This window comes from Pseudomonas izuensis (assembly GCF_009861505.1).
GTDB classification, from domain to species: Bacteria; Pseudomonadota; Gammaproteobacteria; order Pseudomonadales; family Pseudomonadaceae; genus Aquipseudomonas; species Aquipseudomonas izuensis.
The window spans coordinates 1-15498 of the sequence record NZ_WTFT01000013.1 but is presented as its reverse complement, the minus strand read 5'-3'; the positions used below and the strand labels follow the sequence as shown (position 1 = coordinate 15498).

The following is a 15498-nucleotide window of genomic DNA, read 5'->3' as shown; positions in this document are numbered from 1 at the left end:
CTCAGGTGACCTGACATGAATCCAAAGGAAAACTACCTGCACGAGTTCTTCAGGATCTTCTTCGCCAACAAGCAAATGGTGAAGCGCGTATTCCTGGTCTTTGCAGTGATCGCGCTGGTCTTGCCGTTGATGCTCAAACAGAGCTTCGATATCACCGCCCAGGTGATCGTGCAGTCGAAAAAACTCTCACAGGGCGACGCCACCACGTCGCTGAACCAGGAAAACGCGACCTTCATTCCGCCGTCGCTGGCCGACATGGAAACCGAGAGCAATATCCTGCGCTCGCCGGCGTTGATCCGGCAGACCATCAGCGAACAGCGGGCCAAGGGTGAGTACACCCTGCCTCCCCGCCTGCTCAACAAACTGGTGTCCCAGCCCTTCAAGAAATATGTCAGCACGCCGTTGCGCGAGCACGTCATCAACCCGCTGAAGTCTGCATTGGGCATGGAAACCGATCCGGTGCGCGACACCGAGCTCGATGACTTGACCCAACTAGCCGTCGACAGCATGAAGATCGAAACCCTGCCGGGCTCCAACGTGATCTCGATCATCTATAGCTTCCCCGACCCGGCCCAAGGCACCAAGTTTGTCGCGGCGCTGCTGCAAAACTACCTGGTCAGCCGTCAGGCGCTGCAATCGATCGACCTGCCGCAGAGCTTCTATGAAACCAAGAAAACCCAGTATCAAGTGCGCCTCAACGGCCTGGAAGCCAACCGGCAGACACTGCTCGGAGCGGTCGGCGCGTCCGATCCCAAGGAAGAAATCACTTTCCGCCTCAACGCCATCAACACTGAGGAGCAAGCGCTCAACCTGTACCGCGATCGCCTGCTGCAAAGCCAACGCTGGCTCGACTACCTGAAAAGCAGCCTGGCCGCCGCCAAAGACTCCAAGCTCAATGACTACACCTTCCCCTACACCTTCACCACCACCGTGGACAACGTCGCCTTCGAAGATCGCGAGATCAAACAGATGGGTGAGGCGCTGACCACCCAGGTCAGTCGCTACATGAACGACCTGGCGATCTTCCAGCCAGGCAGTGAACCGATGCTGCTGACCCGCGAGCAAATCGCCCGCACCCGCCAGCAGTTCCTCAAGGTGGTGAGCAACCGGATTCAGGAGCGCACCAACGACCTGGCGATTGTCAGCTCGGTAATCGACCAGAAGACCGCGCGCATCGCCGAGTTCAAGAACCGCATCCATCAGTTGCAGGAAACCCAGAGCAAGCTGCGGCAACTGGACACCGAGATCGATGCCCTGCACGCGGCGTTCTCAACCTACGCCCAGCGCTTCGCCGAAAGCAGCACCACCCGTTCGCTGGACAACGACCTGTCCAACGCCCGGGTCCTGAGCCCGCCATTCGAACCCACCGAAGCGGCGTTTCCAAAACCACTGCTGATCATTCCGTTCGGGCTGTTCACCGGGTTGCTGTTGGCGATTGCCTTGGTCTACGTACGTGAGTTCTTCGATCACCGCTTCAAACATCCGGCGCAAATCACCCATGAACTGGGCCTGCCGGTCCTGCTGGTGATCAACGATCAGAACGTGGAGCCGATCAACCCGCACAGCAACTGGGGCGTACCACGCTTCGTGCACTGGGTGCGCAATTGAACGCGCCCCTGCCCTCTCAACAAAGCTGGCCATCACTGCCGATCATTCATTTGCTCAGCAGTGGCGGGTTCTACGGGGCCGAGCGGATGTTGCTCGACCACTGCCTGGCGACGCCAGGGCAGCATCAGGTGCTGTTTCTCGATGCACCCTACGAGCTGCTGACACGGTTTCGCGAGGCCGGGGTGGACTGCCGCAACTGCACGGGGCTGGGGGCGTTGCTGGCGCATTTGCGCCAGCGGCGGGTCGAGCGGCCGCTGATCAACACGCACAATTTCAAGGGCCTGGTGTTCGGTTGGGTCTGCGCAACCTTGTTGCGCCTGCCGCTGGTGATTACCCAACACGGCTTCACACCGCGCAGTCGCAAGCAGAAGTTCTATACGTGGTTGAGCCTGCAACTGTGCCGCACGGCGTCGGTGAACCGGGTGGTGTGCGTCGCCGAAAGCATTGCCACGCTGTGCCGCCAGGCCAGTGTGCGGGCGGAGAAACTGCAAGTGATCCCCAACGGCCTGCCGGCCAGCCAGGATCTGCAACCGCAGGCCGCGCAACACCCGCGTTGGCTGGCCGGCTACGTCGGGCGCCTGAGCAGCGAAAAGGGTCCGGACCTGTTTCTCGATGCCCTGATTCCGCTGTGCCAACAGTCCCCACAACTGGACGCCGTGATGCTCGGCGACGGCCCGGAACGGGACAATCTGTTGGCGCGAATCAACGCCGCCGGGTTGCAGGAACGCATCTCGCTGCCGGGTTATCAGACCGACATGCGCCCGTGGTGGCGACAACTCGACGCGCTGGTGATCAGCTCGCGCACCGAGGGCACGCCGATGATTCTGCTCGAAGCCATGCAGGCCGGTGTGCCGGTGGTGGCGTTTGGCGTCGGCGGGATTCCCGATGTGCTGGAGGACCGGCACAACGGCCTGCTGGCGTCCCCCACCGATAGCGCCGCCCTCGCCCGGCAGCTCGACAGCCTGCTGTGTGACCCGGCCCTGGCACGTGACCTGATCGACAACGCAAGACGTACGCAACTGGATCGCTACGACCTCAAGGCCTTGGCCGAACGCTGGTCGCAGCTTTATATCCATACCGCACGGGAGGCACGCGCGTGATTATTCCTCTGTCGGTGATCAGCCTCCTGGGGCTGGTGTGTCTGATTCTACTGGCCAGTCCCTGGCCATTCCTGGCGCCTGGCGCCGTGCTGGGGCTGGTGGGTCTGGCGGTGTTGTATCGACGCCCGGCCTGGGGACTGTTGGGGATCGCCGCGCTGGTGCCACTCGAAGGACTGTTCAAGGACAGCATGCTGACCGGGTCGAAACTCCTCGGTGCCGCGCTGGCACTGATCCTGACCTTGCAACTGGCCCTGCAACAACTGCCGCCCGATCGCTTGCGCAGCAACCTGTGGCGGTTTCTGACGGGGTTCATGGTGCTGTACTTTCTGAGCATGCTGCTGACCGAAGATATGGGCATGTCCCTGGGTCATCTGCGCGAGCTAAGTGTCGGGCTGGTGCTGTTCGTGATCACCTTGCTGATCGGTCGCGAACTGAACCTGATGATGTTCTGCCGGCTGATAACCCTCAGCGTGACGCTGACCTGCATCCTCGCGATGTTCTCCACCAAGTTTCAGGATCAAGGCCGCGCCTCCGGTCTGCTGGAAGACCCGAACGGCTTTGCGATGCTGATCGCCTTTGCCTTTCCGCTGGCACTGCTGCTGGCGCTCAAGAGCCCGAACCTGCTGTACAGGCTGTTCTGGATCGGTTGCAGCGTGATGCTGCTGGGCGGCATGACCAAGACCCAATCCCGTTCCGGGCTGGTGGTGTTGTTCCTCAGCCTGATCATTGGCCTCTACCATTACCGCGCCCACCTGCCACGCATCCGTCCGCGTCATCTGGGGTTTGCCATGCTCGGGGGGGCCATCCTGATTCCCCTGGCGATCTATTTGATGCCGCCCGGCTACGTCGCGCGTATCCAGTCATTGAGTGTCTTGAGTGCCGGCGCCAGCGGTCACACCGACGAATCCCTCGGACGCCGTGCTTCGTACATCGTGGTCGGCAGCCAGATGATCCGCGAGAATCCGCTGCTCGGCTCTGGCCCCGGCACCTTCCCGCTGCACTACGCGACCACCGGCTACGCCAAGGCCTTCTCGGCCAACCGCAAGATCGGCGACTTGTACCGCCGTGCTCACAACACCTATCTGGAGATCTTCAGCGAAATCGGGATCCCGGCGGGGTTGCTGTTTGTCGGCCTGCTCGGCATGGGCCTGCTCAATATGCATCGCGCCCGCAGTGCCTGGTTGAGGCGCCAGGAATGGGAACAAGCCGACCTGATCACACACCTGGGCATGGGCATGCTGTCGCTGTCCCTGTTCTTGATGTTCCTCAGTGCGCCGAACCAAAAGTACGTGTGGATCATGCTCGCCATGACCAGCGTGCTCCGTCTGAAAGCTGAAGAAAGTCCCGTCATGGAGGCCAAGGCATGAGCCGCATCAGTATTGTCATCCCGATGTACAACGAGGCCCGGCACATCGCCCGGACCCTGCTGGCTGCGCAACGCGCCGCCAACGCCGCAAACCTGGAATGCGAGTTGCTCGTGATTGACAACGGCTCCACCGATCAGGGTCCGGAGATTGCTCGCAAGTTCGGTGCGCAGGTCCTGGAGGTTCCCGGCGTGCTGATCGGTGCCCTGCGTAATCGCGGGGCGGACGTCGCCACCGGCGAATGGCTGGCCTTCATCGATGCCGACGTCGAAATGCCCGAGGACTGGCTGACCCACCTGCTGAAGCTGGAGAACGCAAACGTCGGCGACGTCTTCAGCCTGGACCTGCACACCCCCGCGCAAGCGCCCTGGTACGCCACGGCCTGGCAGCGGCGGACCTTGCGCCCCTCCCGTCACACCGTGCAAAGCGTGGACTGGCTGCCCACCGCCAACCTGCTGATGCGCCGCGCGTGGTTCGACATCGTCAGCGGATTCAATGAAACGTTGCGCACCGGCGAGGATAAGGATTTCACCCTGCGCCAGACCGCCAAGGGCGCACGGTTGATGTCGATCAATGAAAACACCGCCCTGCACTGGGGCTACGAAATGAACTGGCGCGAGTGGATGGGCAAGGAGATGTGGCGCCAGGGCAGTAACGTGCAACTGCTGCGCACCCACGGCCTGAACCTGCGCTTGCTGCGTTTTCCGTTGCTCTCGCTGTGCGCCTGGCTGCTGGACGTGATGGCGATCTCCGCGCTGTTCAACGGTTTTCCTCACCATGCGCTGGTCATGGCGCTGATAACCACGGTACCGGCGCTGGTATTGAGCATGCGTCAGAGCATCAAGCACCGAAACCCGTGCCTGACCGTGCAGCTCTGGGGCCTGCACTGGGTACGCCTGCACCTGGCCGGCGCCGCGTTCATCCTCAGCCTCTGTCTTTGGAAAGCCAGGAGGCCTGCCCGTGGCTGAATTCATTTTCTGGTTGTGCCTGTTGCTGCCGGTGTACGCCTACCTGGGTTACCCACTGCTGCTGACGATCGCCGGGCCGTTTTTTCCCAGGCACAAGCCTGCGCCCCTGCCAGCGCAACGGGTCAGCGTGGTGGTTGCCGCGCACAACGAGCAACGCAATATCGAGAACAAACTGGGCAATCTGCTGGCCCAGGACTATCACGCCGCCAGCTTGCAGATCATCGTCGCCAGCGACGGCTCCACCGATCAGACCGTGGCCCTGGCGCGCCGCTTCGACGACCCGCGCATCGAGGTTCTCGACCTGCCGCGCCAGGGCAAGAACAGTGTGCTCAACGCCGCTGTCAGCCGCTGCACGGGCGATATCCTGGTGTTTACCGATGCCGACGTTCACTGGCTCGACGGTACCTTGCAGCGGCTGCTGGAGCCGTTTGCCGACCCTGAGGTCGGTGGTACCGTCGGCAACATGAACATTCCCGTCCCGGGCTCAGGCCTGAGCCTGGGCGAAAGCCTGTACCGCCATTACGAAGACTGGCTGCGCCGGGTGGAAAGCCGCACCGGCTGCACGGTCTCGGCCGACGGTGCCCTGCAGGCGTTGCGCCGCGAGCTGTATCAACCGATTCCTGCCCTGGTCAACGACGATTTCTTTATCAACACCTGCGCACCGGTGAAGGGCAAGCGCGTCGTCTATGTCGACGATGCCAAGGTACTCGATCAGGGCGTGGACGAGGCCCACCGCCAGTTCAGCCGCCGCCAGCGCGTCACCGTCGGCGGCCTGATCAGCCTGGCGGCCCGGCGTGAGCTGCTCAACCCGCTGCGCCATGGCCTGTACGCCATCGCGTTGATCAGCCACAAGCTGATCCGCCGACTGGCGCCGGTGCTGTTGTTGCCCTTGCTGCTGGCCAATCTGTGGCTGCTCGATGAGCATGGCTTTTACCGCCTGACCCTGGCCGCCCAGGCGCTCGGTTACGCTTTCGCCGTGGCCGGTCTGCTGGACGTGCGCCACCGCTTGCCCAAACCGTTTCGCCTCGCCGCGTTCGTACTGGTGACCCTGGCCGGCATGACCGTCGGACTGTGGCAGTTCTTGCGCGGGCACAGCTACAACCAATGGAATCCCGACCAGACTCGATGAGGTCACGTGCCATGGCGATCAAACAATTATTAAAACGCACCAGCGGCTGGCTCTACCTCAATTCCCCGGTCGGACGCCAGCAACTGCATGGTGCCGGCGTGATCCTGATGCTGCATCGGGTGCTGTCCAACGACAGCGCCGCCGACCTGCCCCATCGCAATGAACTGTGCGTCGGTCCCAAGGCTTTTGAACACTTGCTGGTCTGGCTGAAAAAGCATTTCGACTGCGTGTCGCTGATGGACATTCTGCAACCGGGGAGCCTGCGCTCGGAGCGGCCGAAAGTCACGCTGACCTTCGACGATGGCTGGCGTGACAACGCCGTGAATGCGTTTCCCCTGCTGAAAAAATACCAGGTGCCGGCGAGCATTTTCCTGTCCACCGATTTCATCGGCAGCCGCCAGCGCTTCTGGTGGGAAAGCATTGGCGAAACCCTGTGGAACAGCCATGGGGAAGAGGCCCGCATGCACTTGATCGAATGCCTGCACCAACTGGGCCGGCCGCTGCCGGCGCCGTGCAATGACCCGGATGTACAGCGTCGCAGCCTGGCGCTGTTGCACTTTCTGCAACACCTGAAAACCTTGTCCCCCGCGGATCTCAATCGCCTGACCGACGAGTGCCCGCAGGAATCCTTGCCACAAGCGCTGGACTGGCATCAGGTGCGCTCGCTCGAAGCCTCCGGCCTGGTGCGCTTCGGCCCCCACGGGGCCAGCCATGCGATCCTCACCGGCCTCGAGGATCAACGGCTTGACGAAGAACTCAGCCGTAGTCGCCAGGCCCTGTTGAATAGCTGCAACCGACCGCTGCCGGTGTACTGCTACCCCAATGGCGACAATGACGCGCGGGTGCGCAAGCACGTGGCCGACCACAACTTCCCCTTTGCCCTGGGCACCGGCACCGGGATTTATCGCGGCACCGCCGATCCGCTGGCCTTGCCTCGCTTCGGGGTCAGCCAGCGCACTGCACGCAATCCGGAACTACTGTCCTGGCGCATCTACCGTGGGGCCCGCCCATGAGAAGCGGCAGCTACCTCAAGCACCTGGCCCTGAGCATGGGCACCAAACTGGCGATGATCGCCCTGCGTCTGCTGCGCAACGTGCTGCTGGCGCGGATTCTCGGGCCGAGCGAACGCGGCCTGTTTGCCCTGCTCAGCACCCTGCCGGATCTGATCAGCGCCGCCACCAGTGGCGGGCTGAATTCGGCGGTGGGTTATCAGGCGGCCAAGCAACGGCCGATGGGGTTGCTGCTGAGTCAGGTGCTGGTGTTCGGTTGCCTGCTGGCCGGTTTGCTGACCTTGCTGGTGGTGGCACTGACCCGTGAGTTCGGCAGTGAACTGGACATCACCACGCAACTGGGTTTGCTGGCCTGGCTGTTGTTGCTGGCGGTGCCGCTGACTGTGCTCAAGAGCGGGCTGCTGACATTGCACAACGCCTCGGGCGGCGTGGTGGCGTTCAATGCACTGCGCCTGATTGAATCGCTGATACCGCTGTTGCTGTTTCTGGCGTTGTTCTGGATGTGGAAAAGCGCCGCTCTGGAAGCGGCGCTGATCAGTTGGCTGGCCGGCATCAGCCTGGTGGTGCTGGTCGGCTGGTTGTGGCTCAAGCGCGATCAACCGCTGACCTTGCAATGGGACCGTGCCAGCCAGAAAGAACTGCTGCGCTACAGCGCCCGTAGCCATCCGGACTTGCTGTTCCAGCAAGTGATCCTGCGCTCCGACTACCTGTTCATCGGCGCCCTGCTCGGCAGTACCGCGCTGGGTCATTACGCCATGGCCAGCGCTGCCGCCGAATTGCTGTTGATCGTTCCGGAAGCGGTGACGACGCCGCTGATGAAACGCCTGCTGCAACAGGAAGAAGGCATCGACAAAGTCACGCCACTGGCCCTGCGCCTGACGGCCACGGTAATGCTCGGCGCGTGCCTGACCATGGCGCTGATCGGCGAATGGCTGATCGTCACCTTGTTCGGCGTCGCCTATCAGCCGGCCTACCCCGCCTTGCTGGCACTGCTGCCGGGCCTGCTGGGGCTGTGCTACGCGAGCATCCTGCGCCTGGACTTGCTGGGAAAAAACCGTCCCGGCACGATTTCGCTGCTGATGGGCCTCAGTGCCTTGCTCAACCTTGCACTGAACCTGTTGTTGATTCCGGCCTACGGGATCGTCGGCGCGGCGGCGGCATCGTCCATCGCCTACGTGGCGGTGACCCTGGCGATGCTGGTGATGTATTGCCGGTTGAGCGGTGTGCCGGTCTGGCAAACCCTGATCATCCTGCCCAGCGATGTCGCACCGATGCTGCAGATGCTGCAACGGAGGTCGGCTTGAAACGCCTCGTCCTGTTGTTGAGCCTGGGCCTGTCGCTCGACACCTGGGCGGCGTCCATGCGTTGGGCCGACATCCGCGACGGCAGCCTGTACCTGCAAGCAGATCGCCCTGACACGGTGACGGTCCGTTGGACACCGGCGTGGCAAGCGGACGCCAATGAAGAACGGCTGTACCTGCTCGATGGCCAGGGCAAGCTTGAGGGCGAACGCCTGATTGCCGCCAGTGAATTGAGCGGCACTCAGAGCTGGCCATTGGCACCCGGCGCCGCCAGCTATCAGCTGGAGATTCCGGGCTATAGCTTCCGCCGCTACAAGGTCGAACACGACGAGCGCACGGTGGCCCTGTTCGCCCCGGCCAAGGTGCATTTCAGCGCCGAAGCCCGCGACGGCGATGAGTTGTTTTTCAAGGTCGCGCCTGGTGAGCACGCGGTGCTGGCCGGCAAGTTCTACGGTGGCGTCAGCGCCTTGCAAGCGCAGCGCGTGGGCGACGGCAAGCAAGTAGCGGTGGCCCTGAAACCGTATCGCGCCTATTGGCAATTCGATCAGGTCGAGCTGCCCGTCACCAAAGACGAACAGATCTGGCGCCTGCGCTTGCAAGGCAGTGGCAAAGCTGCGTTCTGGCTGGACGGCACCGCCAACCTGTTCGCGCAGAACCCACGGCAGCTCAAACCGCTGCGCGAAGACGACGGCCAAACCCACCTGACCTTGCACGACAAAGTCCTGGGCAACACGCCGAACCTGGGCATCGCCCTGCCCTACGTGATGCCGCCGACCTCCAGCTACGCCGTACTCGATGCACTCAAGCCACAGGCAGCCAGCTATTACAGTTTCGTCGACATCACCGCGCAACGGCCGCACTACGAAGACAAGTTCCGCCAGCTGTATCAGGAGCGCTTCGGCATCACCCAGGACATCACGCTACTGGCCGGCAGCCATCGCGTGTCTGATCTGCGCGCCGACACCATGAGCAACGCCGGCCTCGACGCCTGGCTCGCCGCGACCCGCGCCCTGGGGGGCAAAGGGACCCATTACATCGCTTTCGCCGATGAGCCGAACCTCAACTATCCGGACTATGCCGACTACCAGAGCCTCTTCGACAGCATGGCCCGGCAGGTGCGCAGCAACCCCGACAATGCCAAGGCCGGCGTACGCATCGCCATGCCCGCCAGTTCACGGCTGGTGAACGGCCCGTTCGCCGACAACGCCGCCGACAAGCGCGGTATCGACTGGGCAAGACGTTTGCTGGCGCAATCCGGCGACAAGATCGATGCCCTGGCCTGGCACGAATGGATGGTCCGCGACCTGCTGGCGACCCGGGTCTATCGCGACAGCGTGCGGCGTGCCGCCGACCTGGTGGGGCTCGATGCCAACGGCCGGCCACGCAAGGCCTTGCTGCTGGACCAGACCAACATGTCCCCGGGTTCCGACCTCAGCCCTTACGATCAAGAAACCCACTTCGCCTCGTTGTGGTGGGCCTCGGTGGTCATCAACGCGTCCCAGGACGGTTTGCTGGAGATGCTCAACTGGTTCCAGGCAGCCGATGAGCCCGAATGGCCCAAGGGCATGCTGCGCGTGCTGGGCGACGACCATTTCGAACTCAAACCCGTCGGCCTCGCTCATCAGTTCATCCAGCAGCATTGGCTGCAAAAAGTGCTGTACCTGGAAAACGACGCCTTCGAAGTCGATGTGCTGGCCATGGCCAACGACACGAATCGCAGCCTGCTGGGGGTCAACAAGGGGTCGCGCTTGCAGCGAATCGACCTGTCCGGGGCACACTGCCCACTGTTCAATGGATCACTGCGTTATTTCGGAGCCGACAACCGCAGCCGCGACGCACCGTTTAACTGCAACGACGGTCGCGTGAGCTTCGAGCTGCCAGGGCAAACCCTGTTCGCCCTGGCCTGGAGCACCTCGTGATCGTCGCTCGACCGCTTGGCTGCACAGGTATTTCGCCGTGCGCTGGATCACTCCACTTACGGGTCGCCCCCGTCAGGAGCCAACACCATGAGTGCTATTCAAAAAGTCAGTGAACACATCCGACAAAAAGGTCTGCGGGCCACCTTGAAAAAAGCCTGGAAGCACTACGTGTTTTCCCATCAGGAACTGTTGTGGATGGAGCGCGACCTGGTCAGCCCCGTGCCACCGCATAAACTCAAGCCTTACCCGCCACTGCAGGTTGTCGCCATCACCCCGCACAACACCGGGGCCTTTGCCCGTTACTTCGGTGATCGCGTGGACACCATGGCCGAGCTCGCTGCCGAGGGGCACACCGGGCAGATGCATCTGGACGACCAGGGGGACGCCGTGGCGTTCATCTGGGGCGCCTCGCGCAACTACCACGACCGTCACTACTACGGTTGCTGGTTCCCGGTGAAGGAAGGCGAGTTCTTCGAATTCGGTGGCGAATTGAGCCGGGGCTACTGGGGCACGAAACTGTCAATGGACCTGCAAACGGAGCTGTGGAAAGCCATGCTCGCCCAGGGCTGCAACAAGGTGGTGGACGTGTGTGAATGGCACAACATCCCGGCCCTGAAACTGCACATACGCACCGGGTACACGGAACAGGGCCGCATCATGAACGTGTATGAACTGTTTGGCCGCTGGCGCTTCTACCGCGAAACCCGCTACACCGGCTCGCGCCTGGATACCTTGCGCAAACCGGAACGTTCACCCGCAGCAACGTCGGTGGCCTGATCCCATGACAGTGCGATTTGAATGGCGTACTTCGCTGTGCGCCGCAGACTTTCCCGCGGCGGCCTATGAAGCGCTGCGTCTGCGAGTCATGGACCACACGCCATTCAATGCACTGGCCTGGATGTCTGCGTCGGAACAGGCACTGACGGCCGGCGAACACTTGCACGTGCTGCTCGGCTGGCAGGGGCCGGAACTGGTCCTGTGCCTGCCCTTGGTGGCCTCCATCGAGTGGTTCGGCGGACTGCCGTTTCGGGTCCTGCACCACCTGGGGTATCCCCTCGCCGACCGCCTCGCGCTACTCGCCTGCCTCGACACGGTGGGCATGCGCCAGGCGTTGATCGAGATTCGCCGTCGACTGCCCCATGCCCTGCTGCAACTCAATGAATTGTGTGGACCGCCAGGCGACGCTGGCGCCCTGGGCGGATGGATGAACCAAAGCTCCACCAGTGAGCGACGCCTCGCTTGTCGCGTACCGGTGCATCTGATCAGTGAGGCCGATCATCAGGAAGTCTCCGGCGATCCGCGTTACAAACTGCGTCGGGCGCGCAAACGGATTGCCGCCTGCGGTGCGCAAGTGCGGCGCATCACCCCCGACGCGACAACCATGGGTCCGTTGCTCAAGACCCTCGGCGAAGTCGAAGCCGTAAGCTGGAAAGGCGATGAAGGCGTGGGCATTTTTGCCGATGAGCGCCGCCGCCAATGGATGGACCGGGCCTTCACCGCCCTCGCCGCCCGAAACCTTGTGCGCGTGGTGGTGCTGGAGCTGGACGGGCGCTGCATCAGCTACCGCCTGGGCTTGCTGGAACAGGGCCGGCTGTACGACTACAACCTGGCCTTCCTGCCGCAGTACGCCGACCTGGGCAGCGGTCGGGTGCTGCTCGAAGAGTGGATTCGCTGGGGCCTGGACGACCACTGGCGCTGGATCGACGCGTCGCGGGTCAGCCTGGAAAACTCCAGTCATCAACTGCATGAACGCATGACCGGGCAAATGGAACACTGGCGCTGGAGCTTCTACTCCTGGCGTCCGAGCGGCCTGGCCCTGGGGCTCGCCCTGCGGGTCTGGCAACGTTTCAAACCGTTTTTGCAGCAATGGCGGGCCCGGCGCGCGGCAGCGGCCGACACGCCTGCCCCCGTCGCAGCGCCTGCGCCTGTATCCGGGCCCAAGCCGCCTGTAGCCACCGATAGACTCATGGAGGGTAAACATGCCACGCCAAGTCATAGTCAACGCTGACGATTTCGGCCTCAGTGCCTGTGAAAACGCGGTGATCCTGGGGGCTTTCCAGGCCGGGATCATCAGTTCCGCCACCGCCATGGCCAACATGCCGGCCTTCGAAGCGGCGTGCGCCCTCGCCCAGCATCCCTTGCTGGCGGGGCGTATCGGCCTGCACTTCAACCTCACCTATGGCCGGCCGTTGAGCAGACGTATTCTCACGCGCCGGACCTTCTGCGACAGCGCCGGGGTGTTCGACCTCAACCTGTCCCGAACCCGCCTCTGGCTCGGTCGCCAGGATCGTCTTGCGGTGGAGGAAGAACTCGAAGCCCAATGGCAACGCTGCGTGGATAACGGCGTGCGACCCAGCCATCTGGACTCCCATCAACACGTACACAACATCTGGCCCGTCGGCGAAATCGTCGCGCGCTTCGCCGCCCGCCAGGGCGTTCCCGTGAGGCTGGCGCGCAACCTGGGGCAAAACCTGAGTCTGCCCAAGCGCCTGTTCAAGGACTTGCTCAATCATCGTCTGAACAGCCTGGCCGGTGCCTCCGCCGACTACGTGTGTACCCCGGTGGATCTACGCAACGCAGCGCCACCCAGTGACGGCTTGCTGGAGATCGTCGCCCACCCCAATCAGCTCGGTGCCGATTTTGGCGATGCCTATCTGGATCAGGGCGAGTCGTTGAGTGCGTTGCTGGAGCAGCGGTTGCCGGGGGTGCCGAGGGTTGCCTATGGCGCTGCCGGCAGCGCTTTCGGTCATCACGCAGAGACCGTGATGGAATAGTGGCGCGACCACCTGGATTTCTCCCTCGGAAGACCCTCCGAACACCCTCGGAGCACGGCTTTTTGACGCCTGAAAACTGTGTCAAGACTGAAACACAAATTGAAACAAATTGCTGGTAGCAGCGCCCCCATGCCGCGTCCAGCGTGATCTATACCCATCAGTACCTTCACCCCAGCATGGCCAATCCCGGCCAAGGAGGGCTTCATGTCCCTGATCGAAAAACTCCGCGAACGCATCAAACAAAAAGGCTTGAGCCGCACGTTCGGCACACTGTGGAAACGCTATGTGTTCTTCCACTGGGAGTTGCTGTGGATGGAGCGCGATCTGTTCAGCCCGGTCCCGCCGCACAAGCTGCGACCCTACGCCGGCGTACGTCAGGTGACCATCACCCCGGAAAACGCCACGGCATTCACCAGGCACTTCGGTGATCGCGTACAGACCATGGCCGAACTGGCAACCGAAGGCCACACCGGGCACATGTACCTGGATGAGGACGGTCATGCCGTGGCGTTCATCTGGGGCAGCACTCGCGACTACCACGACCGTCACTACTACGGCTGCAATTTCCCGGTAAGACCCGGTGAGTTCTTCGAGTTCGGCGGCGAAATGACGCGGGCCTACTTCGGCAGCAGCCTGTCGGTGGACGTGCAGGTCAACCTGTGGGAAGCGATGGCGGTACAAGGGTGCTACAAGGTGGTGGACGTCTGCGAAACCCACAACATCCCGGCCCTGAAACTGCACATCCGCATGGGCTACCACGAACAGGGACGGGTCACCCATGTCTACGGCCTGTTCGGCCGCTGGCGCTTCTTCCGCGAAACCCGCTACAGCGGCTCACGCCTGGAACCGCTGCGCAAACCGGGACGGCCGGTGGTGACGTCTGCGGCGCAGGCTTGATTCGAGGTTATACCTGATAGACCGTGTCGCCCCCTTCGCGGGCAAGCCTTGCTCCCACAGGTTTTGTGTCGTCCATTGAAATGGCGAACAACACCAAACCTGTGGGAGCAAGGCTTGCCCGCGAAGGCGTCAGCAGGCGCAGTGCTGTGCTCAGCCCTTGACCGCGACCAACGTAAAACACATCGGCAACTGCGCCTCCCGCTGTTGGTAACGGTCATACAGTTCTTCGCGGTTGGAATGCGGATGCTCCTTGAAATGGCGGATGTTCAACCCCGCCGCGAGGACGCCGGTGAAAATGGCGCCCAGGGTGTGGACGAACCAGTACGACGGCGCGGCCTGTTGTTCGACCTTGCCCTCGTAGACAATCGGCTCGGTTTGCACAAAAGGCTCACTGCGAAAGTACGAGCTGGCCAGGGCGTAGGGGTCGGCGGATTCGGGATCGAACATTTCCAGAAACGGATGGGTTTCATACACCACCAGCGCCCCACCCGGCTTCAATGTCTGCGCCACGTGGCGCAGGAATTCGCCGATGTCCGGCATCCAGTTCAATACACCAATGGTAATCAGCGCCACGTCGAAGCGGCCCTGCAACTCAAGTGGCAAGTGGTGAATGTCGGCCTCGATGAACTCGGGCCCATGGGGCGAGCGTGACGCCAGCTCCCGCGCCTGTTCGAGAAACGCCGCAGACTGGTCAACACCGACCACATGCCGGGCGCCCAGGGCAAACAGGGACAGGCTTTCGCGGCCATTGTTGCAGCCCAGTTGCACCACGTCCTTGCCGTGGACACCGAGTTCTGTCAGCACAGAGGTCAGGGTGTTATCCAGGCATGAAAAATCCGCGTGGGAAACAGCGCTCAACAGAACCCGCCAGTCGGGGCTGTCCTTGTGATGGCGGGCGGAGTCGTTCCAGGCATCGCGGTTGCTGGCGATGGCTTTTTCTTTTGTCGGCATTTCCATTGCAGATGTCCCTATCGAATGTTTGACCCAAGACTGTAGCAGCTGGCGACGCCCACGGCCCCTGTAGGAGCGAGCTTGCTCGCGAAGCGGTCCCCTGTGCGCCGGTGCGCCGGTGCGCAAGCGATTCCCTGTAGGAGCTGGCTTGCCAGCGAAAGCGGTGGGTCAGTCGACAAATTTATCGCCTGGACGGACGCCTTCGCTGGCAAGCCAGCTCCTACAGGTTGAACCGGGTACATCCATGAAAGTCAGGTCGGCTGTCAGGCCGCCTCGCTTTGGCTTTTCGTGGTCTTCGCCCCCTCGTGAGGCCGAGTGGAGGTTCTGCGCAGTGGGCAAACCGGCATGGATGCCGGTTTAGCCGCGCCCGGCCAAGGATGGCCGATCGCGGCGGGCCCCGGGGGAGGGGCGGGGGGGGGGGCTGGGGGGCGCGGTGGGGGGGGGCGGGGGGCGCGGGGGGGGGGGGTGGTGGCTGTG

General features: G+C 62.7%; 13 protein-coding genes. 12 read left to right on the top strand and 1 reads right to left on the bottom strand.

The features are described 5' to 3' along the window. The first annotated feature begins 15 nt into the window (after positions 1–15). From GPL81_RS13845 to GPL81_RS13790, 12 genes are all read left to right on the top strand, one after another. A complete protein-coding gene (locus GPL81_RS13845; RefSeq protein WP_160107183.1) occupies positions 16–1608 on the top strand; it encodes a GumC family protein in 1593 nt (530 codons plus the stop codon). Continuing rightward, entirely contained in the window at positions 1593–2708 is a 1116-nt protein-coding gene (locus GPL81_RS13840) for a glycosyltransferase family 4 protein (RefSeq protein ID WP_246218925.1), read from the top strand. The genes GPL81_RS13845 and GPL81_RS13840 overlap by 16 nt, the downstream gene beginning before the upstream one ends. Further along, the gene (locus tag GPL81_RS13835) at positions 2705–4075 is read left to right on the top strand and encodes an O-antigen ligase family protein (RefSeq protein WP_160107182.1); all 1371 of its coding nucleotides are present in this window, start codon (positions 2705–2707) and stop codon (positions 4073–4075) included. The genes GPL81_RS13840 and GPL81_RS13835 overlap by 4 nt, the downstream gene beginning before the upstream one ends. Then, positions 4072–5040 carry a glycosyltransferase gene (locus tag GPL81_RS13830; protein ID WP_160107181.1) on the top strand — a complete coding sequence of 323 codons (969 nt, stop codon included), beginning with the start codon at positions 4072–4074 and terminating at the stop codon, positions 5038–5040. Before GPL81_RS13835 ends, GPL81_RS13830 begins: the two co-directional genes overlap by 4 nt. Continuing rightward, positions 5033–6169: a glycosyltransferase family 2 protein gene (locus GPL81_RS13825; RefSeq protein WP_160107180.1), complete on the top strand. Its 1137-nt coding sequence runs from the start codon at positions 5033–5035 to the stop codon at positions 6167–6169. Before GPL81_RS13830 ends, GPL81_RS13825 begins: the two co-directional genes overlap by 8 nt. A gap of 11 nt (positions 6170–6180) precedes the next feature. After that, entirely contained in the window at positions 6181–7182 is a 1002-nt protein-coding gene (locus tag GPL81_RS13820) for a polysaccharide deacetylase family protein (protein WP_160107179.1), read from the top strand. Then, the gene (locus GPL81_RS13815; protein ID WP_160107178.1) at positions 7179–8483 is read left to right on the top strand and encodes a lipopolysaccharide biosynthesis protein; all 1305 of its coding nucleotides are present in this window, start codon (positions 7179–7181) and stop codon (positions 8481–8483) included. The genes GPL81_RS13820 and GPL81_RS13815 overlap by 4 nt, the downstream gene beginning before the upstream one ends. Further along, a complete protein-coding gene (locus GPL81_RS13810; RefSeq protein ID WP_160107177.1) occupies positions 8480–10399 on the top strand; it encodes a hypothetical protein in 1920 nt (639 codons plus the stop codon). Before GPL81_RS13815 ends, GPL81_RS13810 begins: the two co-directional genes overlap by 4 nt. Positions 10400–10486: 87 nt before the next feature. Continuing rightward, complete coding sequence (locus tag GPL81_RS13805) at positions 10487–11176, top strand: GNAT family N-acetyltransferase (protein ID WP_096512381.1); 690 nt, start codon at positions 10487–10489, stop codon at positions 11174–11176. A gap of 4 nt (positions 11177–11180) precedes the next feature. Next, the gene (locus GPL81_RS13800) at positions 11181–12407 is read left to right on the top strand and encodes a GNAT family N-acetyltransferase (protein WP_160107176.1); all 1227 of its coding nucleotides are present in this window, start codon (positions 11181–11183) and stop codon (positions 12405–12407) included. Then, positions 12379–13173 carry a ChbG/HpnK family deacetylase gene (locus GPL81_RS13795; RefSeq protein WP_160107175.1) on the top strand — a complete coding sequence of 265 codons (795 nt, stop codon included), beginning with the start codon at positions 12379–12381 and terminating at the stop codon, positions 13171–13173. The genes GPL81_RS13800 and GPL81_RS13795 overlap by 29 nt, the downstream gene beginning before the upstream one ends. Positions 13174–13377: 204 nt before the next feature. Next, positions 13378–14070, top strand: coding sequence for a GNAT family N-acetyltransferase (locus tag GPL81_RS13790; protein ID WP_160107174.1), 693 nt, complete (start codon positions 13378–13380; stop codon positions 14068–14070). A 150-nt stretch (positions 14071–14220) separates the two neighbouring features. On the opposite strand, the gene GPL81_RS13785 is transcribed toward GPL81_RS13790, so the two are convergent. Further along, positions 14221–15027, bottom strand: coding sequence for a class I SAM-dependent methyltransferase (locus GPL81_RS13785; protein WP_160107173.1), 807 nt, complete (start codon positions 15025–15027; stop codon positions 14221–14223). Positions 15028–15498 lie beyond the last annotated feature (471 nt).

What these genes read in the sequence shown, in the direction of transcription:
- GPL81_RS13845 (WP_160107183.1), top strand. Translation starts at nt 16, where the DNA reads ATGAATCCAAAGGAAAACTACCTGCACGAGTTCTTCAGGATCTTCTTC.
- GPL81_RS13830 (WP_160107181.1), top strand. Translation starts at nt 4,072, where the DNA reads ATGAGCCGCATCAGTATTGTCATCCCGATGTACAACGAGGCCCGGCAC.
- GPL81_RS13820 (WP_160107179.1), top strand. Translation starts at nt 6,181, where the DNA reads ATGGCGATCAAACAATTATTAAAACGCACCAGCGGCTGGCTCTACCTC.
- GPL81_RS13815 (WP_160107178.1), top strand. Translation starts at nt 7,179, where the DNA reads ATGAGAAGCGGCAGCTACCTCAAGCACCTGGCCCTGAGCATGGGCACC.
- GPL81_RS13805 (WP_096512381.1), top strand. Translation starts at nt 10,487, where the DNA reads ATGAGTGCTATTCAAAAAGTCAGTGAACACATCCGACAAAAAGGTCTG.
- GPL81_RS13800 (WP_160107176.1), top strand. Translation starts at nt 11,181, where the DNA reads ATGACAGTGCGATTTGAATGGCGTACTTCGCTGTGCGCCGCAGACTTT.
- GPL81_RS13795 (WP_160107175.1), top strand. Translation starts at nt 12,379, where the DNA reads ATGCCACGCCAAGTCATAGTCAACGCTGACGATTTCGGCCTCAGTGCC.
- GPL81_RS13790 (WP_160107174.1), top strand. Translation starts at nt 13,378, where the DNA reads ATGTCCCTGATCGAAAAACTCCGCGAACGCATCAAACAAAAAGGCTTG.
- GPL81_RS13785 (WP_160107173.1), bottom strand. Translation starts at nt 15,027, where the DNA reads ATGGAAATGCCGACAAAAGAAAAAGCCATCGCCAGCAACCGCGATGCC.